This is a genomic window from Nocardia sp. NPDC004168, from assembly GCF_040610355.1.
GTDB classification, from domain to species: domain Bacteria; phylum Actinomycetota; class Actinomycetes; order Mycobacteriales; family Mycobacteriaceae; genus Nocardia; species Nocardia sichangensis.
Genome location: NZ_JBEXME010000008.1, coordinates 89259 through 107874 on the forward strand (window position 1 = coordinate 89259; position 18616 = coordinate 107874).

Here is an 18616-nt window from a genome sequence, read left to right on the forward strand (position 1 = left end):
TCCTTGTTTCGGGGTTATTCGGGTAGGACGGCGTCGCCCCTCATTCGTCGACGTCGATCCAGTCGAGGGTGCGGGCGACGGCCTTCTTCCAGCGCGCGTAGCCACGCTCGCGCTGTTCCTCCGACCAGGTCGGATGCCAGCGCTTGGCTTCGTTCCAGTTCCGTTCCAGCTCGTCGGTGTCGTTCCAGAAGCCGACCGCGAGCCCCGCCGCGTAGGCCGCGCCGAGCGCGGTGGTCTCGGCGACCACCGGACGCGACACCGGCACACCGAGGAAGTCGGCCTGCAGTTGCATGCACAGCTCGTTGGCGGTGACGCCGCCGTCCACCCGCAGCACGTCCAGCCGTACGCCGGAGTCGGCCTGCATCGCCTCGACCACGTCGCGGGTCTGGTAGCAGATCGATTCCAGCGTCGCCCGCGCGAGATGGGCGTTGGTGCTGTAGCGGGACAGACCGACGATCGCGCCGCGCGCGTCCGAGCGCCAGTACGGCGCGAACAGTCCGGAGAACGCGGGCACGAAATACACCCCGCCGTTGTCCTCGGCCTGCCGGGCGAGCGATTCGCTTTGCGCCGCGCCGGAGATGATGCCCAGCTGGTCGCGCAGCCACTGCACCGCCGAGCCGGTCACCGCGATGGAACCTTCCAGCGCGTACACCGGCTTCTCCCCGCCCAACTGGTAGGCCACCGTGGTCAGCAGGCCGTGCTGCGAGCGCACGATCTCGGTTCCGGTGTTGAGCAGCAGGAAGTTGCCGGTGCCGTAGGTGTTCTTCGCCTCGCCGGGACGGAAGCAGACCTGTCCGACGGTGGCGGCCTGCTGATCGCCGAGCACGCCCGCCAGCGGCACCGCGCCGCCGAACGGTCCGTCGGCGCGGGTGGTGCCGAACAGTTCCGGGTTGGCCGAGGGAGCGATCCGGGGCAGCATCGCGCGCGGCACTCCGAACAGGGACAGCAGTTCGTCGTCCCAGTCCAGGGTCTCCAGATTCATCAGCATGGTGCGGCTGGCGTTGGTCGGGTCGGTGACGTGCACGCCGCCGTCGACACCGCCGGTCAGCTGCCACAGCAGCCAGGTGTCGGTGGTGCCGAACAGCGCGTCGCCGCGTTCGGCGTCCTCCGCCACCCCGGGGACGTTGTCCAGGATCCAGCGCAGCTTGCCGCCGGAGAAGTAGGTGGCGGGCGGCAGGCCCGCCTTGCGCCGGATGATGTCGCCGTGCCCGGCTCGTTCCAGTTCGGCGGCGATCCGGTCGGTGCGGGTGTCCTGCCAGACGATCGCGTTGCAGTACGGCCGCCCGGTCTTGCGGTTCCACACCACCGTGGTCTCGCGCTGGTTGGTGACGCCGACCGCGGCCAGGTCGCTCGCGACCAGATCGGCCTTGGTCAAGGTGGTCTGGATGACCGCGCGGGTGCGCTCCCAGATCTCGGTCGGATTGTGCTCCACCCAGCCCGGGCGCGGCAGGATCTGCTCGTGCTCGAGCTGGTGGCGGGCGACCTCGTTGCCACCGTGATCGAACACCATGAAGCGGGTGCTCGTGGTGCCCTGGTCGATGGCGCCGACGTACTGGCTCATCGCGGTCCTTTCGGGAAATTACTGGGAAAGAGCAGGATTCAGAACAGGAACTGCGCGGCGAGTCCGGCCAGCGCGCCGCCGAGCAGCGGGCCGAACACCGGCACCCAGGCGTAACCCCAGTCGGAGTCCTTGCCGTGCGGTGCGGCGTCGGGCGATTCGGCCGGAGCGGGCGCACCCGCGCCCACGGGGACCAGGACCGCGTCGGCGGGGGCGGGCTTGCTCACCGGCAGCAGCGCGTGCGCGATGCGCGGACCGAGATCGCGAGCGGGGTTGATGGCGTATCCGGTCGGCCCGCCCAGAGAGGCGCCGATGCCGACGACCAGGAGCGCGGCGGCGGCCGGGCCGAGCCCGCTCGGGGTGTGGCCGAAGGTGAGGATCACCAGGACGAGGATGAAGGTGCCGATCACTTCGGTGACGAAGTTCCAGCGCAGGGCGCGAATCGCGGGGCCGGTGGCGAACACCGCGAGCTTCTTCTCCTCGTCGATCTCGGCGTCGAAGTGGCGCTTGTAGGCGACGTAGGCCACGGTCGCGCCGAGGAAGGCGCCGGCGAATTGGCCGCTCAGGTACGCGAGTGTCGTCGAGCCGGAGATCGCGATGCCGGGGGCGAACTCGTCGGCCCCGCTGAACAGGATGCCGACGGTGACCGCGGGGTTGAGATGGCCGCCGGTCTTGTAGGCGACGTAGACGCCCGCCAGGACCGCGAACCCCCATCCCATGTTGATCAGCAGCCAGCCGCCGTCCAATCCTTTGGACTTCGCCAGCAGTACGTTCGCGACCACACCGACCCCGAGCAGCACCAGCACGCCTGTGCCGAGTGCTTCACTGAGGAAGATCGAGCCGAAGTTCATCGTTGAGCCTCCGTTCGCCCCGCAGGTCGCGGGCGCGACCGTGCGTGAAACGGAAACTACGGCGGGATACGGAACCCGGATACAGCTGCCGTTCGACAATGTCGAACGCCTCGACTGGTTGCCGGAAGGCGGCGACGCTACCGTCCGACGCGCGAGGAGGATGTATGGCGCAGCTCACACTGGGTTTCAATGATGTTGCTCAGGTATCACCAGCCGTTCGACATTGTCGAATCACGACACGGGTAGGTTCCCCGATATGCCAGGTGCGATCCAATCGATCGAGCGGGCGGCGGCCGTTCTGCGGCTGCTGGCCCGCGGCTCAGGGCGGCTCGGCGTCGGCGACATCGCGAGCGCGCTCGACCTGCCCAAGCCGACCGCGCACGGCATCCTGCGCACGCTGCAAGGCGTCGGCTTCGTCGAACAGGATCCGGCCACCGGCAAGTACCAACTCGGCGCGGCGCTGCTGCACCTGGGCACCAGCTACCTCGACGCGAACGAGTTGCGCTCCCGCGCGATCAACTGGGCCGACGCGCTGGCGGCGCGTACCGGCGAATCGGTGCGGATCGGCGCGCCGATGGACGGCGCGGTGGTCGTGGTACATCACGTGTTCCGGCCGGACAATACCCAGCAGGCGCTCGAACTCGGCGAACTGCTGCCGCCGCACGCCACCGCGCTGGGCAAGGTCCTGCTCGCCTACGACGCCGAGCTGGCCGCCACGACGCGCCGCGCCGAGCTGGCCCCGCTCACACACCGCACCCTGGTCGACCGCACCGCGCTCGCCAGGGCGCTGGGCGGCGTCCGGCAGGCCGGATGGGCGGGCGACACCGAGGAATTCCGGACGGGCGAGGCGGGTATCGCGGCGCCGATCCGGGCGCCCGGTGGCCTCGTGGTCGGCGCCATCGGCATCACCGGCGCGGTGGACCGGCTCTGTGACGCCCAGTTGCGGCACCGGCCCGCGCTGGTCGGTCAGGTGCTCGACGCCGCACGGGCGGTGTCGCGCGATCTCGGTACGAGTCACTGACTTTCGTCCCCGCGGTGACCGTCCGATGTCGATCAGGAGCAGCCGAGCATGAAGCAGCGTTACGTGCTGGCCATCGACCAGGGCACCACCTCCACGCGGTGCATCCTGTTCGACCAGCGTGCCCGGCTCGTCGGCGTCGCGCAGCGCCCGCACCGGCAGCACTATCCGCGGCCGGGCTGGGCGGAGCAGGACGCGCTGGAGATCTGGCGCAATGTCGAGCGGATCGTGCCGCAGGCCCTGCGGGATTCCGGTGTGACGGCCGACCGGATCGCCGCGCTGGGCATCGCCAACCAGCGCGAGACCACCGTGGTGTGGGACCGCCGCACCGGCACGCCGATCGGACGCGCCATCGTCTGGCAGGACGTGCGCACCGAGGAACTGGTCCGCGAGCTCGGGGACAAGCCGGGCGCCGACCGGATCCGCGAGCTGTGCGGCCTGCCACTGGCCAGCTACTTCGCCGCGCCGCGGCTGCGCTGGATGCTGGACTCGGTGCCAGGTCTGCGCGAGCGCGCGGAACGGGGCGAGGTGCTGTTCGGCACCATGGAGACCTGGCTGATCTGGAACCTCACCGGAGGCCCCGACGGCGGGCTGCATCGCACCGACGTCACCAACGCCAGCCGCACCCTTCTGATGAACCTGCGCACCCTCGCCTGGGACGACGAACTGCTGGAGTTCTTCGGCATCCCCGCCCGCATGCTGCCGCGCATCCAGCCCTCGATCGCGTCCTACGGCAACACGCGCCGGGTCGTGCCCGGCATCCCGATCGCCGCCGCCCTCGGCGACCAGCATGCCGCGTTGTTCGGCCAAACCTGTTTCGCGCGTGGGGAGACCAAGTGCACCTACGGCACCGGTGGCTTCCTTATGATGAACACCGGACGCGACCTGGTGCGTTCCGAGCACGGCCTGCTCACCACGATCGGCTACCAGATCGGCCCCGAGCCGGTCTACGCGCTGGAGGGGCCGATCGCGGTCACGGGATCGCTCGTGCAATGGGTGCGCGACAACATCGGACTGGTCACCAGTGCGCCGGAGATCGAAACCCTCGCGCGCACCGTCGAAGACAACGGCGGCTGCTACGTCGTGCCCGCGTTCTCCGGGCTGTACGCGCCGCATTGGCGCAGCGACGCGCGCGGTCTCATCGCCGGGCTGACCTCCTACATCACCAAGGGCCACATCGCGCGCGCCGTGCTGGAGGCGACCGCTTGGCAGACCCGGGACGTGGTGGAGGCGATGAACGCCGACTCCGGCCTGCAAGCCGCGGCACTGCGCGTGGACGGCGGGATGACCTCGAACAACCTGCTCATGCAGATCGTGTCCGATGTGCTGGATGTTCCGGTGCTGCGTCCGTTCGTCGCCGAGACGGTCTCACTGGGCGCGGCGTACGCCGCGGGTCTCGCCGTGGGGTATTGGCCCGACCTCGAGGGATTGCGCAACAATTGGCGCCTTGCCGCCCAATGGGTTCCGCGCATGGACGCGGAGCTGCGGGAGGACGAGTACGAGAACTGGAAACGCGCGGTCGAGTTGACCTTCGGCTGGGTGCGGTCGAAGAAGCGGGCGCGGCGGTGAGTCCGGGGCCCGGCGCTCGTGTCGGGAGCGTGGGTTAGCGTCGAGAGCATGCGGCTTCACGTGGGATGTGCGATGTGGACGCACGCGGCCTGGCAGGAACGTCAGCTCTCCCCGGGGGAGCGGTTGCGCTGGTACGCCACGTGGTGCAACGCGGTCGAAGGCAATACGACGTTCTACGCAACGCCGTCGCTGCGCACAGTCGAATCATGGGCGGCGCAATGCGATCCCGCGTTCCGCTTCGTGCTCAAGTTGCCGAAGCCGATCACCCACGAACGCAGACTGACCGGCGTCGAGCAGGAGCTGCGGTCCTTCCTCGCCGCGATGGAGCCGCTCGGCGAACGCATCCACGCCCTGTGGATCCAGCTGCCGGGTTCGTTCGGACCCACCGATCTCGGTGTGCTGGCCGGTTTCCTGCGCGACTTCCCGCGCTCGTACCGGGTCGCCGTCGAGGTGCGTCACCCCGCGTTCTTCGAGGACGAGCAGGCGGCGCGCAGGCTGGAATACGTACTGTCCAGGGTCGGCGCCGAATGGGTGCCGTTCGACACCACCGTGCTTTTCGACGGTCCGCCCGCCAGCGCGGCGGAACAGGAGGCGGCCGCGAAGAAGCCGCGGGTGCGGCGCAGGATGCGCGCGCTGACCGAATACCCGATCGTGCGCTATCACGGCCGCGACGACGTCCAGCGCACCGTCGACGGCTGGCGGCCGTGGGTCGGGACGGTCGCCGAATGGCTGCGTGAAGGCCGCTCGCCCACCGTGTTCCTGCACACGCCGGACAATGCGGGCTCGCTGGAGCTGGCCCGCCGTTTCCATGACGCGGTCAGGGCCCGGCTGCCCGAGCTCGAGCCGCTGCCCGAGCCCGCCGCCGCCGAGCCCATGACGCTGTTCTGACGGAAAACGCCTCCCGCGGCATCGAGCCGCGGGACCGCGCGGATCAGGCCTGCAGGCCGACCTCGACCTCGAGGGTGAGCGTGATCTTGTCGCTGATCACCGCGCCGCCGTCGGGCAGCGGCATGTCGATGGTGATGCCGAAGTCGCGGCGGTTGATCACGGTCTTGGCCTCGAAGCCCGCGACCGGCCCCTGGCCCATGCCGGGGTTGACGCCGAGGAACTCCACCTCGAGCGATACCGGCTTGGTGACACCGCGAATGGTGAATTCGCCGTCCACCACGAAATCGTCACCCTTCACCCGGAAACCGGTGGACTTGAATGTGGCCACCGGGAACTGCTCGGCCTGGAAGAAGTCCGCGGTGCGCAGGTGGGCGTCGCGCTGTTCGTTGTCGGTGGTGACCGAGTCGACCCGGATCTCGGCCTCGGCCGAGGCGCTGCCGTCCTCGCCGATCACCAGCTTGCCGGAGAAGTCGGTGAAGCGGCCGCGCACCTTGCTGACCATCAGGTGGCGCACCGAGAAGCCGAGCGTGGAGTGGGCGGGGTCGATGGCCCAGGTGCCCGCGGTGAGAGCGTTGGTGGTTCCGGTCGACATGACGTTTCTCCTTGATAGTTGAGACTTGAACTAGTTGGGTGTGAATGGGGGTGGGATCGGTCGGGGGAAGATCAGTGAGTGCCGAGCAGCTGTGCGAACGGTACTGGGTCGTCGTACGGATCGGCGCCACGCGCTCGCGGCGTGTTGGTCAGCGCGGCGGTGAATTCCGCTGCGGCGCGGTCGATCCGAGCGCTCAACCCCTCGGTCGCCGCGGATGCCCAGTCTTCCGACGCCGCGTACACCGCGGTGGGCGCGACCACCGCGTGCAGGTAGCTGAACATCGGTCGCAGCGCGTGTTCCAACGCGAGGGAGTGGCGCGCCGAGCCGCCGGTCGCGCCGAGCAGCACCGGCATCCCTGCCAGCGCGTCCGGTTCCAGTACGTCGAAGAACGTCTTGAACAGGCCGCTGTAGGAGGCGTTGAAGATCGGCGTGACGGCGATCAGGCCGTCGGCGCCTGCCACGGTGTCGAGCGTCGCGCGCAACCCGGTCGGCGCGAATCCGGTCAGCAGGTTGTCGGCCAGATCCCGCGCGTGCTCGCGCACCTCGACCACGTCGACGGTCGCGTCCGCGCCGGACGCGGACAGCGCCGCCGCGGTGGCCGCGGTGAGCCGGTCGGCGAGCAGCCGGGTCGACGAGGGCTGCGACAGGCCCGCGGAGACGACGGCGATGCGGGTCATCGGGTCGCCTCAACGGCAGCGTCGCGGGCGGCGACCAGGCTCGCGTGCGTCGGGGCGTCCGGCACGTGCGCCGGGCGCAGGGCCGCGAACTCTTTGCGCAGCACCGGCACCGCTTCCTCGCCGAGCAGGTCCAGCTGCTCCAGCACGGTCTTCAGCGGAAGGCCCGCGTGGTCCATCAGGAACAGTTGGCGCTGGTAGTCGCCGAACGTTTCGCGGAAGGTGAGCGTCTTGTCGATGACCTGCTGCGGGCTGCCCACGGTGAGCGGGGTCTGCTCGGTGAATTCCTCCAGCGACGGGCCGTGTCCGTACACCGGCGCGTTGTCGAAGTAGGGGCGGAACTCGCGCACCGCGTCCTGGGAGTTCTTGCGCATGAACACCTGTCCGCCCAGGCCGACGATCGCCTGGTCGGCGGAGCCGTGGCCGTAGTGCTCGTAGCGCTGCCGGTACAGCCGGATCAGTCGCTGGAAGTGCTCTTTCGGCCAGAAGATGTTGTTGGCGAAGAAGCCGTCGCCGTAGTAGGCCGCCTGCTCGGCGATCTCGGGGCTGCGGATCGAGCCGTGCCAGACGAACGGCGGAACGTCGTCCAGCGGGCGCGGCGTGGCGGTGAACGACTGCAACGGCGTCCGGAATTTGCCTTCCCAGTCGACCACGTCTTCGCGCCAGAGCCGGTGCAGCAGGTGGTAGTTCTCGATGGCCAGCGGGATGCCGTCGCGGATGTCCTTGCCGAACCACGGGTAGACCGGGCCGGTGTTGCCGCGGCCGAGCATGAGGTCGACGCGCCCCTCGGCCAAGTGCTGCAACATCGCGAAGTCCTCGGCGATCTTCACCGGATCGTTCGTGGTGATCAGGGTCGTCGCGGTGGAGAGCTGGAGCCGCTCGGTCCGCGCCGCGATGTAGCCGAGCATCGTCGTCGGCGACGACGGCACGAACGGCCGGTTGTGGTGCTCGCCGGTGGCGAACACGTCCAGACCGACCTCCTCGGCCTTGCGCGCGATCGTCACCATGGCGGTGATGCGTTCGTGCTCACTCGGCGTCCGGCCGGTCGTGGGGTCGGTCGTCACATCACCGACCGTGAAGATTCCGAACTGCACGACGCCTCCTTCGTTCTCAGTCTGACTCAATTTGGTGGATATGGCAACCAAAGGAACCGGGTGGGGTGCCCGAGTATTCCCCGCGCGGCGGTGTGACGCCGGTTACGGCAGGTATTCCGCCAGCCAGGTCCTGGTGAGTTCGCGGGTGACCCGCGCGCCCGTGTCGAGTTCGGTGGTGCCGAAGGCGTGTTCCATGTAGGGCAGCTCGATGTAGCGCTGCGGGACGCCCGCGGTCTCGAGCGCGGCGGCGTAGGCCGCGGTGTGCTCGGCGCGCACCAGATGATCGCTGGACCCCTGGATCAACAGGGTGGGTGGGGAGGCTGCGCTGACGTGCGGAGCGGAGCTCGTCGCGGTGTAGCGTTCGGGATACTGTTCGGGCGTACCGCCGAGATACTGCCGGGCCGCGTCGACGCCGAGCGCGGTCTCGGTGCCGGAAGCGGTGAGATCGACCGCCGGGTACAGCGCGACCGCGGCGCGCACCTCGGGCAGCTCCTCCGCGCTGCCACAGCTGGGCCGCAAGGCGCTCGCGTTGATCTTGTTCGCGACGTTGACGGCCAGATTGCCGCCCGCCGACTCGCCGAACGTGGCGATCCGCCGCAGGTCCCAGTTGTACCGCTGCGCGTTCGCGGCGGCCCAGGTCAGCGCGCAGGCGACGTCGGCGTCCGCGGTGTCCCAGCGGTGCTCGGTCGCACCGGAGAGGCGGTAGTCGACGTCGAGGACGGCGTATCCGTTGTCGGCCAGCCAGGTCGTGTAGGCGTCGGTGCCGCGGCTGCCCGCGACGAACGCGCCGCCGTGGATGCTCACCACCAGTGGGGCCGGGGCCGGTCCCGGGGCGGGCAGATACAGATCCGCCTGGATCGGCTGCCCGTCGACGGTCGCGTAGGTGACGGTCTCGTCCGGCGCGTCACCGACGGTGCTGAACGGGACGGCCGGGGCGAACGGAACCCAGACGCCCGCCGCGTCGTGCGCCGCGAACACCAGCGTCGCGCTCGTGACTACGGACAGCACCAGGCCGACGACGGCCACGCCGGTCACCGCGGCCGCCGGGCGCCGTCCCCGCTCGCCGGAGCGAAGCGCGGTGAGAGCGAGCCCGGTCGCGGCCACCGCCAGCACCATGTTCCACGAGCCGAGCGCGTCACGGACCGAGCCGAGCAAGAGCACCGCCGACTGCACGATCGCGTTGCCCAGCAGCGGCATCATCCAGGAAACCGGCAGGATCGCGATCAATTGGCCGAGCGCGAGATACCCGGCGAGGACTCCGGCGGATACCAGCAGCGCGAGGCGGGCCAGGCGACGCGGGGTCGCGGATTCTCCGGGCACGGTCACATCCGCTCCTGGCTCGTCGGCCATCCAAGGTCTCCGTTTCCGGTCGGGGCTGCCCTCCAACCTAGGTCGGTCTTCGTGCGTGCCGGATGCGGGTGCTGGTGAGTCGGGGCGGAATCGGGTAGCCGACTACGCGCGTTTTCCCGTGTCTCGTCCGCAGAATCGGTCGTCACAGGGTTTCGACATCGGGGTTTCGAAGGGATTTGCATGGCTGGTTATCACGATTGGTTGGCGCCTGCTCCGAATCCGGAGCCGCCCTTGGACAGCCGCGGGCGCGCCGAAGTTCGCGATCCCGCGCCGGCACGGGCGCTACCTTGCCGCACGCGGACGCGCGCCGTGTCCGGCCGGTCGAGTGCCGGGATCCGTAGCGCGGTGCGGCGTAGTCATGCGTCCGCCGCGCAGGCGGGGGACGAAACCCGCTCGGCGGCACGCCGGTTCGCCGAGTCGGCGGTGCGCATCGTCCTCGAGGTACTCGACCGTAGGAGACCCGTACCGCAACTGGCCGCGGTCGCCGACGCCACGGTCGTCGCCGCGGTGCGCACATTGCTCGACGCCGGTCTGGTGCCCGGTCACGCACTCGGCGTCGCGGTGCCGATCCGGGTGAGCGTGGCGCTCGTGGATGCCAGGACCGCCGAGGTCTTCGCCGCATATGCCCGTGGCGGTCGCCGTTTCGCCGTGGCGGCGAGGATCGTCCGGACGCGCTCGGCGGGCTGGCGGCTGACGGCGCTGCGCATCCGATGACGTGGTGCGTCAGCCGAGCTGGACGGATCGGCGCGCCATGCCGAACCAGTAGCCGTCGATGACGGTGCGCAGCGCGCCGAGGTCGTCTTCGCCCGCGCCGAGTGCGACGAACAGCGGTGCGAAGTGCTCGGCGCGGGGGTGGGCCAGGCGCGCGGCGGGAGCTTTCCGCTCGAAATCGAGCAGTGCGTCCAGGTCGTGTGCGGCCAGCGCGTCGCGGCCCCACTCGTCGAATTCGGCGGTGAAGGAGTGCACGTGTTCGTCGTCGGCCGTCAGGGCGCGCAAGTTGTGGGTGAAGAAACCGCTGCCGACGATCAGCACGCCCTCGTCGCGCAGGGGCGCCAGCTTCCGTCCGATATCCAGCAGCGCCCCAGGGTCCAGCGTCGGCATGGACAGTTGCAACACCGGGACGTCGGCGTCCGGGTACATCTCCTTCAGCGGCACGTAGGCGCCGTGGTCGAGCCCGCGCTCCGGGACGTCGGCCACGGCGACGCCGGGTCCGCGCAACAGGTTTCGCACCTTCTCGGCCAGCTCCGGCGCGCCCGGCGCGGGATAGCGCACCTGGTAGTACCGCTCGGGGAAGCCCCAGAAGTCGTAGACCAGCGGCACCGTCTCGGTGGCGCCGAGCGCGATCGGCGCGGCCTCCCAGTGCGCGGAGACGATCAGGATCGCCCGGGGGCGCGGCAATGCGCCCGACCACGCCGCCAGTTCGGTGGGCCAGCTCGCGTGATCGGCCAGTGGCGGAGCGCCGTGGGAGAGATAGAGCACCGGCATTCTTCCGGTGTTCACGCTGGTCATGGCGCTCCTCCTTGTTCGGCCGCAGGTAGTTCGAATTCGAACTAAATTGTAGCTGATTGTTCAAATTTGAACAATATGGTTAGGGTGGAGCTGTGGAGACCAGGTGGCTGAACGCGCGCGAGATGCAGGTGTGGCACAGCTTCCTCGCGGCGGGCGCGCTGGTGGGCCGTGAGGTGGAACGGCAGCTCAAGCGGGAAGGGCTGTCGCACACGCAGTACGAGGTGCTGGTGCGGCTCGCGGACGCGCCGGAGGGCCGCCTGCGGATGACCGAACTCGCCGACGCGCTCTACACCTCCAAAAGCGGGCTGACCTACCAGGTGACGCAATTGGAGAAGGCCGGGCTGCTGGTGCGCGAGGCCTGCCCGACCGACGTGCGCGGGGTCATCGCCGTGCTCACCGGCGCGGGCCGGGAACGGCTGGCGCAGATCGCGCCGGACCATGTCGCGACCGTCCGCCGCGTCCTCGTCGACGTGCTCAGCGCCGCTCAGCAGAGCGCCGTCGCGGAGGGCCTGGGCGAGGTCGCGCGGCGGCTCGCGCCCTGACTCAGGCCAGCGACGCCAGCCAGTCGTGCATCCACGACAGCGCGGTCGCGCCGCCGCCGACGCGGTAGCTGCCGTAGGCGGTGTGCGCCTCGGAGCGGTAGAACTGGTCCAGCAACCGGGCCCGTTCCTGGTTCGCCGACTCCGACAACTGGCTTTGCAGCAACGGGATTCCGCCGTTGGACATCAGATCGCCGACGATGGCGCCCATTTCCATCTGGTAGCGCCAGAGATCGGCCGGGTCGGGATGGGAGGTCTGGGCCAGGAAGCCGGCGAACCGGGTCACGAAATCGTCCGACGCCGTGGTGCAGTACAGATCGCCGACCGCGCAGATGGTGCGGGTCTGCGGGCTGACGAAGCCGAAGCCGCCGATGCGGGGACCGCCCGCGCCCGCGCCGCCCACCGGCGGACCGACCAGCGCGTCGGTGGGGGAGCGGCGCGGATCGGAGATGAGTCCGACCGCCGCGATCCGGTACGGCGGCACGACGCCGATCCCGGTGCCGATCTCGGCGGCCAGATCGCCCGCGGCGTCCGCGCCCTGGCTGTAGCCGAGCAATGCGATCTTGGTCGCGCCGCACGCCCTGGCCATCGCTCCGATCATGCCGCGCGCGTTGTCGACGGCCTCGCGTTTGGACGCGCCGTAAACCTCGGTCTCCCAAGGGAAGGCGGTCGCGGCGTAGCTGACGTAGTCGACCCGCACCGAGGACGGCAGGCCGTTGGTGACTCCGGCCAGCATCCCGGGGCCGGGGCGCTCGCCATCGGTGGTGGTTTCCCAGGTGCCCGGGATGGCCACCACGTACATGCTCGGGCACTCGGGCTCGGCGACGGCGGGCCCGCTGCCCGGCCCTACGCACGACAGCGCCATCGCCGTGAAACCGATGGCCGCCGAGATCCACTTCGATCGCATGGCGTTTGCTCCTGGTAAGTACAGGCGCCGCAGGCGCTCCCCGGCAGGAAAGGCCTTCGCCGGCGCCGCGCGGTGGTCGAACCCGGCCCCGTCGAAGGCTGCATTGAGACTCGGTGGTCTCAAAGTGCAGCCAGGATAGCGAGAGTGTGTGAGACGGCACAATCCGGGGCGCAAGTGACGCGTATCACAGCGAGTTCGGTCGCCTCGACGCTCCCTGATTGCTAAATGCCTGGTGCGAGCAGAACTGCGATGGCCTGTGCCCATCGGTCGATGGTTGCCGTGGCGGCGCGCTCCGAAGTGCGCAGCGGACGGGACATCGCGGTGCCGCGCAGGATCGCGACGGTGAGATCGCGGACGGCCGGATAGCCGGGGTGGGCGACGAGGCTCGGGCCGAACAGCGCGTCCACCACGCGCCGCAAGTCGCGCCCGGCTTCTCGTTCGGCCACGCGCAACGCCTCGGCAAGCGCCGGATCGGTCCGCGCGGCCGTCCACAGTTCGAACTCGGCTTGCGCCGCCGGTCGCGCCATCGATTCGTAGAGGGCGGTCAAGGCGCGCGGCACGGGATCGGCTCCGTCGCCGAGTCCGGCCGCGATCTCTCGTACCGCCGCTTCGTTGCGCGCGACCAGATGGCCGACCAGGTCGGTGATCAACGCGCCGAGGGTCGGGAAGTGATGCAGCAGCGCTCCGCGGCTGACCCGCGCGGCACGCTGAACGGAGAGGGTGGACAGTGCCCGGTAGCCCTGTTGGGCCAGCAGGTCGGCGGCGGCGTCGAGGATGCGGGCGCGGGTCGCCCGTTTCTGTTCCTCGCGTAGTCCGGCCATTCCGGCTCCCTCCGTCGGCGCGACATTTTCACAGTCAATGTTGACTGTCAATCGGCGTTTGCGCCAGACTGCGGAGACGGGTTCGGGACCAGCGTCGAAGGGAAAGCGATGACCGACAGTGACATCAGGGCCGATGGCGACGCGGGCGCGTGGTATCGCGGGTGGACCGAGCAGCCGGACTCACCGTGGGCCGGACGCCCGGACCCGGACGACGCACGCGAGTACCGGACGCTGACTTACGAGCGGGACGGCCGCATCGCGCGCATCACCTTCAACCGGCCGGAGAAGGGCAACGCGATCACGCCCGACACACCGAACGACCTGGCGCACGCGGTGGAACGCGCGGATCTGGACCCGCGGGTGCACGTGATCCTGTTGTCCGGGCGCGGCAAGGGATTCTGCGGCGGATACGACCTGAGCATGTTCGCCGAGCAGAGTTTCGCGGTGGCAGGCGGTCCCGGCGACGCGGCGGGGACGGTCGTCGACCCGGTGGTGCAGGGCCGCAATCACGATCCGGCGCGGACCTGGGACCCGATGATCGACTACGCGATGATGAGTCGGTTCAACCGCGGTTTCGCCAGCCTGATGCACGCGAACAAGCCGACCGTGGCCAAACTGCACGGCTTCGCCGTGGCGGGCGGCAGCGACATCGCCCTGTTCGCCGATCAGATCATCTGCGCCGACGACACCAAGATCGGCTACCCGCCCACCCGGGTCTGGGGTGTCCCGGCGGCGGGCATGTGGGCGCATCGCCTCGGCGACCAGCGCGCCAAGCGTCTGCTGTTCACCGGCGACTGCCTTACGGGCAGGCAAGCGGTGGAATGGGGCCTGGCGATCGAATCCTGGCCGGCCGACGAACTCGACGCGCGCACCGAGGAATTCGTCGCGCGGATCGCGCGCATGCCGATCAACCAGCTGATGATGGCCAAACTGGCGCTGAACTCGGCGCTGTACGCCCAGGGTGTGGCGAACTCCGGCATGATCAGCACCGTCTTCGACGGGATCTCCCGGCACACCACGGAGGGTTACGCCTTCCAAACCCGCGCTGCTACCGCCGGTTTCCGCACGGCGGTCCGGGAACGCGACGAACCATTCGGCGACCACAAACGCGGCCGGCCGGAGGGATGATTCGCTTCTGAGCCGAGTGAGAATCGGCCGAATCCACCGGCGCGAACGGCGAGGGGCGGTGGTCCGGTGACCACCGCCCCTCCTCCGTACGCCGGAAAATCCGTCAGCGGACGGGCGGGACCTTCCCGGTCGCCTCGTCCTCGAGGTCGTAGCCCAGCCGCACGTCGTGGGCCACCTCGCCGCCGCTCACCGTGATCCGGCTGGTCACCGCGGGATAGCCCCGGGCGACGACCGTGTAGTCGCCTTCGGCGAGATCCGCGACGACATAGCGGCCGTTCTCGTCGGTGCGCGTCGTCGCGGTCAGCACGCCCGCCGCGTCGAGCACGCTGATCTGCACGTCCGCGACCGCCCGGCCGCCGTCCGCCCACGCCGACCCGGCCAGCACCGCCATCGGCGTGAGAACGATGTCGTGGTGCAGCAATCCGCTGTCCGGCACGGTCAGCGCGGTCGCGCTGGGACGCATGTGCTCGGCGACCGCCACGACGGTGTACGTGCCTGGCACCACGCCGTGGCAAACGTAGCCGCCGTCGCCCTCGGCGGTCGCGGATCCGACGACCTCGCCGTCCAGATCGGTCAGCGTGATGGTCGCGCCCGGCAGCGGCTCGCCCAGGGTGCTGGACCGGACCACGCCGGACACCTCGCCGGAGCCGAGCAAGGTGATGTCGAATTGCTGCGGCCGGTCTGCGACGGTCACGTTGACCGCGGCGGGCTGATGTCCCGCGGCCGACACGATCAGCACGTAGTTGCCCGCGTCGGGCACGCCGACGAGGTAACTGCCGTCCGCGCCGCCGTTCGTCCGCGCGGCCTGCCGCCCCTGATGGTCGATCAGCGTGAGTGCGGCGGCGGGCACCGGCCTGCCGTCCTCGCGATGGACGTAGCCGTTGAGCGAACGGCCTTCGTGCTCGGCGCCGTCGAAATTCGCCCGCGGCTCGCGCAGGTACGCGCCGTTGGCCGCCGGTTCGCCCGAGGCGTAGCCGCCCGCGGCCGCGGCGAGCACCGGCTCCGACAGCGCCTGCGCGGCGCCCTCCCAGACCTGATCCGCGTCCCAGTGCGACGCGGCGGCCTCGGTCTGCTCGACCGGCGTCTGCGCGGCGGGCGCCGGAGTGTCCTGGAGCGGGATCTCTTTCATGAACATCAGCACCACGCAGGCCAGCAGCGCGACCGCGCCCGCGGCGTAGAACACCCCGTGCATGGAGTTGGTGAAGCCGGTGAGGATCGGCACCTTCAGCGCGTCGGGCAGCGCCGCGATGCCGCTGGTGTTGGACTGCATGCCGCTGAGCTGCTCGGTCCCGAACCCGGGTGGCAGCGCGCCGCCGAACGCGTCGGTGATCCGGTGCGGCAGCAGATTGAACAGAATGGTCAGGAACACCGCGACGCCGAGCGTGCCGCCCATCTGCCGGAAGAAGGTGGCCGACGCGGTGGAAACACCCATGTCGGAGCGCGGACCGGCGTTCTGCGCGGCGATGATCAGCGTCTGCATACAACAGCCGAGCCCGAGCCCGATCAGTCCGCCGATGGCCAGCGGCTGCCACAGCGGGCTGTCGTAGTGCACCTGCGCGTACAGGACCGCGCCGACCGCGACGATGAACGTGCCCGTCACCGGCAGGATCTTGTAGCGGCCCGTGCTCTTGGTGATCCGCCCCGCGGCCTGCGAGCCGATCATGATGCCGAGCACCAAGGGCAGCATCAGCAGACCGGCCTTGGTCGGCGAGTAGCCGCGCACGACCTGGAAGTACTGCGGAACCATGGTGATCGCGCCGAACATCGCGACGCCGACGATGAATCCGCCCGCGATGGTGACGCTGAAGGTCGAATTCTTGAACAGCCGCAACGGGATCAGCGCGGAGTCCTTCATGAAGAACTCGACCAGGAGGAACAGCACCAGACCCGCCGCGCCGATGCCGTAGCAGAGCAGCGAGCGATGCGAGGACCATCCCCAGTGCCTGCCTTGTTCGGCGACGATCAGCAGCGGCACCACGCAGATGGTCAGCGTCAGCGCGCCGAACCAGTCGATCCGGTGATGCTGGCGCTGGTGCGGCACGTTGAGGACCTTGGCGACCACGAGCAGCGCGAGCACGCCGACCGGGACGTTCACCAGGAACACCCACCGCCAGCCCTCGATGCCGCCGAGCTGTTCGTAGTCGGAGAAGAAGCCGCCGAGCACCGGACCCAGCACCGTGGCCGTGCCGAAGACCATCATGAAATAGCCCTGGTAGCGCACTCGTTCGCGCGCCGGGACGATGTCGCCGATGATGGTGAACGCCAGCGACATCAGGCCGCCCGCGCCCAGGCCCTGGAACGCGCGGAACGCGGCGAGCTGGTACATCGAGGTGGCGAAGGTGCACGCCACCGAACCGATCACGAACAGGCTGATCGCCGTGAGGTAGAACGGCTTACGGCCGTAGATGTCGGCCAATTTGCCGTACAGCGGCGTGGTGATCGTGGCGGTGATCAGGTAAGCGGTGGTCGCCCAGGCCTGTTCGTCGAAACCGTGCAGGCTGTTGGCGATCTTGACGATCGCGACGCTGACGATGTTCTGGTCGAGCGCGGCCAGGAACATGCCGAGCAGCAGCCCGGACAGGATGGTCAGGATCTGCCGGTGCGACAGTGACGTGTCCGCGCCTGCGGCCGGGTTCCGCGGAGCCCGGGTGGTGGAAGTCGTCATGAATGAGCCCTATTTCGGATCGGCTGGGTGTCGGGTGGTGGTCTCTATTCCTGCGGTGAGCCGGTCGAGCAGCGCGGTCAAGGTGTCGCGGTCCGATGCGGGCCAGTCGGCCAGGATGTCGGCCAGCCACCGGTTGCGCTGGGCGCGATTCTCCTCGAAGACGCGAACGCCTTCCGCGGTGGCCGCCAGCACGCACGCCCGGCCGTCGACCGGGTCGGCCCGGCGCTCGACCAGGCCGTGTGCCACGAGTTGTCTGCTCTGTCTGCTGATGGTGGATGCCTCGGCGTGCAGCAGTTCGGCGAGCCTGCCCGCGCGCTGCGGTCCCTCGTGCACGAGGGAGAACAGCACGGCGTAGGCGAGTCGCTCCAGTCCGTCCGGACCCGGCCGGACGGGCTGCCATTTCGCCCGGTTGACCGCGCGCATGAACCGGACCAGCCGCTGACCGAGTTCGTCGGCGGCCGCGAGTTCGGCCGCCGTGATCCGGCGCTCGCGAGCGGTTGCGGACATGACACTCACCTCGATGTTCCCCACCAGCACATTGATTGGCAACCACAACTAGTTGCTTTAAGCAACTATACATCCGGGTTGCCGGGGGTCTGCGAGGTGGGTCACGCGCCGGTTCCGTTGCTACCGTCGATGGCGTGTCCGAGTCGCTTGTCCGCTTCCGTGCCGCCTTGCCGTCCGATTGCCGATGGGCGCCGGTCGGCAGCGGGGAGTCCGGCGCCGAGGTGTTCCGGTCCGCCGACGGCTCCCGCTACGCCAAGTGTGCCGATCCCGGTGGGGTCGCGGACCTCGCGCTGGAGCGGGACAAGATCGTCTGGCTCGACAGCCACGATATGCCCGGCCCCCGGGTGCTGGACTGGCGGGACGGCGACGATGGCGCCTGCCTGGTGACCAGCGCGGTCCCGGGCGTGCCCGCGGACGCGGTATCCGGCGAGACACTGGGCCGCGCTTGGGAATCCATCGCGGACACGGTGCGGCGCCTGCACGAGGTGCCCACCGAGCAGTGCCCGTTCGATCGTGGCCTGGCGCGGATGTTCGCGATGGCCCAGGATGTGGTGGTCCGGGGTGCGGTGCACACCGAGTTCCTCCCCGAGGAACAGCAGGGCACTCCGCCCACCGTCCTGCTCACCAGGCTGGCCGGTGAGCTGGAGCCGAGGATGACCCAGGAGTTCGCCGAAGCCGTGGTGTGCCACGGCGATCTGTGCCTGCCCAACATCATCCTCGATCCGGAAACGCACACGGTGGCCGGTTTCGTCGACCTCGGGCGTCTCGGCATCGCCGACCCCTACGCCGATATCGCCTTGCTGCTCGCCAATTCCCGGGAGTCATGGCAAGACGAGCGGCGCGCCGAACAGGCCGACCGGACATTCGCCGCCCGCTACGGCATCGAGCTGGATGCCGATCGTCAGCGCTTCTTCCTCCATCTGGACCCGCTGACCTGGGGTTAGCT

General features: G+C 69.6%; 18 protein-coding genes. 7 read left to right on the forward strand and 11 right to left on the reverse strand.

Annotated elements, in window-relative coordinates:
• Positions 1-40 precede the first annotated feature (40 nt).
• Together glpK (ABZW96_RS17480) and ABZW96_RS17485 are read right to left on the reverse strand one after the other, a co-directional pair.
• Complete coding sequence (gene glpK / locus ABZW96_RS17480; protein WP_355075724.1) at positions 41-1561, reverse strand: glycerol kinase GlpK; 1521 nt, start codon at positions 1559-1561, stop codon at positions 41-43.
• A gap of 38 nt (positions 1562-1599) precedes the next feature.
• On the reverse strand, positions 1600-2409 hold the full coding sequence (locus tag ABZW96_RS17485) for an MIP/aquaporin family protein (RefSeq protein ID WP_355075726.1): 810 nt from the start codon (positions 2407-2409) through the stop codon (positions 1600-1602).
• 256 nt (positions 2410-2665) lie between these two features.
• On the opposite strand from ABZW96_RS17485, the gene ABZW96_RS17490 reads away from it, so the two are divergent.
• Genes ABZW96_RS17490 through ABZW96_RS17500 form a run of 3 tightly spaced genes read left to right on the forward strand, consistent with a single transcriptional unit; the run spans position 2666 to position 5884 of the window.
• Positions 2666-3430, forward strand: a complete 765-nt coding sequence (locus tag ABZW96_RS17490) for an IclR family transcriptional regulator (protein WP_355075728.1) — start codon at positions 2666-2668, stop codon at positions 3428-3430.
• Between the two features lie 48 nt (positions 3431-3478).
• Positions 3479-4996, forward strand: coding sequence for a glycerol kinase GlpK (glpK, locus tag ABZW96_RS17495; protein WP_355075730.1), 1518 nt, complete (start codon positions 3479-3481; stop codon positions 4994-4996).
• 48 nt (positions 4997-5044) lie between these two features.
• Positions 5045-5884 carry a DUF72 domain-containing protein gene (locus tag ABZW96_RS17500; protein WP_355075732.1) on the forward strand — a complete coding sequence of 280 codons (840 nt, stop codon included), beginning with the start codon at positions 5045-5047 and terminating at the stop codon, positions 5882-5884.
• 43 nt (positions 5885-5927) lie between these two features.
• Here ABZW96_RS17500 and ABZW96_RS17505 read toward each other — a convergent pair whose 3' ends face one another.
• The 4 genes from ABZW96_RS17505 to ABZW96_RS17520 form a co-directional block, all read right to left on the reverse strand.
• Positions 5928-6476, reverse strand: a complete 549-nt coding sequence (locus ABZW96_RS17505; protein ID WP_355075734.1) for a YceI family protein — start codon at positions 6474-6476, stop codon at positions 5928-5930.
• A 71-nt stretch (positions 6477-6547) separates the two neighbouring features.
• Positions 6548-7153 carry an FMN reductase gene (locus ABZW96_RS17510; protein ID WP_355075736.1) on the reverse strand — a complete coding sequence of 202 codons (606 nt, stop codon included), beginning with the start codon at positions 7151-7153 and terminating at the stop codon, positions 6548-6550.
• Positions 7150-8244 (reverse strand): LLM class flavin-dependent oxidoreductase, encoded by a 1095-nt coding sequence (locus ABZW96_RS17515; protein ID WP_355075738.1) that lies wholly within the window; start codon positions 8242-8244, stop codon positions 7150-7152. Before ABZW96_RS17515 ends, ABZW96_RS17510 begins: the two co-directional genes overlap by 4 nt.
• 102 nt (positions 8245-8346) lie before the next feature.
• Entirely contained in the window at positions 8347-9594 is a 1248-nt protein-coding gene (locus ABZW96_RS17520; protein ID WP_355075740.1) for an alpha/beta hydrolase, read from the reverse strand.
• A gap of 345 nt (positions 9595-9939) precedes the next feature.
• Here ABZW96_RS17520 and ABZW96_RS17525 point away from each other — a divergent pair, with 345 nt between their 5' ends.
• Positions 9940-10308 (forward strand): Rv3235 family protein, encoded by a 369-nt coding sequence (locus ABZW96_RS17525; RefSeq protein ID WP_355075741.1) that lies wholly within the window; start codon positions 9940-9942, stop codon positions 10306-10308.
• Positions 10309-10317: 9 nt separating this feature from the next.
• Here ABZW96_RS17525 and ABZW96_RS17530 read toward each other — a convergent pair whose 3' ends face one another.
• Positions 10318-11103, reverse strand: coding sequence for a class III extradiol ring-cleavage dioxygenase (locus ABZW96_RS17530; protein ID WP_355075743.1), 786 nt, complete (start codon positions 11101-11103; stop codon positions 10318-10320).
• 92 nt (positions 11104-11195) lie between these two features.
• On the opposite strand from ABZW96_RS17530, the gene ABZW96_RS17535 reads away from it, so the two are divergent.
• Positions 11196-11645 (forward strand): MarR family transcriptional regulator, encoded by a 450-nt coding sequence (locus ABZW96_RS17535; RefSeq protein ID WP_355075745.1) that lies wholly within the window; start codon positions 11196-11198, stop codon positions 11643-11645.
• 1 nt (position 11646) lies between these two features.
• Here the strand turns inward: ABZW96_RS17535 and ABZW96_RS17540 are convergent, their stop codons facing one another.
• Positions 11647-12549: a cutinase family protein gene (locus ABZW96_RS17540; RefSeq protein WP_355075746.1), complete on the reverse strand. Its 903-nt coding sequence runs from the start codon at positions 12547-12549 to the stop codon at positions 11647-11649.
• Positions 12550-12770: 221 nt separating this feature from the next.
• Positions 12771-13370, reverse strand: a complete 600-nt coding sequence (locus tag ABZW96_RS17545) for a helix-turn-helix domain-containing protein (RefSeq protein WP_355075748.1) — start codon at positions 13368-13370, stop codon at positions 12771-12773.
• Between the two features lie 108 nt (positions 13371-13478).
• Here ABZW96_RS17545 and ABZW96_RS17550 point away from each other — a divergent pair, with 108 nt between their 5' ends.
• Complete coding sequence (locus ABZW96_RS17550; RefSeq protein WP_355075750.1) at positions 13479-14498, forward strand: crotonase/enoyl-CoA hydratase family protein; 1020 nt, start codon at positions 13479-13481, stop codon at positions 14496-14498.
• 103 nt (positions 14499-14601) lie between these two features.
• Here ABZW96_RS17550 and ABZW96_RS17555 read toward each other — a convergent pair whose 3' ends face one another.
• Both ABZW96_RS17555 and ABZW96_RS17560 read right to left on the reverse strand, forming a co-directional pair.
• Positions 14602-17163, reverse strand: a complete 2562-nt coding sequence (locus ABZW96_RS17555) for an MFS transporter (RefSeq protein WP_355075752.1) — start codon at positions 17161-17163, stop codon at positions 14602-14604.
• 9 nt (positions 17164-17172) lie between these two features.
• The gene (locus ABZW96_RS17560; protein ID WP_355075754.1) at positions 17173-17670 is read right to left on the reverse strand and encodes a MarR family winged helix-turn-helix transcriptional regulator; all 498 of its coding nucleotides are present in this window, start codon (positions 17668-17670) and stop codon (positions 17173-17175) included.
• Between the two features lie 134 nt (positions 17671-17804).
• On the opposite strand from ABZW96_RS17560, the gene ABZW96_RS17565 reads away from it, so the two are divergent.
• Positions 17805-18614: an APH(3'') family aminoglycoside O-phosphotransferase gene (locus tag ABZW96_RS17565; protein WP_355075756.1), complete on the forward strand. Its 810-nt coding sequence runs from the start codon at positions 17805-17807 to the stop codon at positions 18612-18614.
• The last annotated feature ends 2 nt before the right edge of the window (positions 18615-18616 follow it).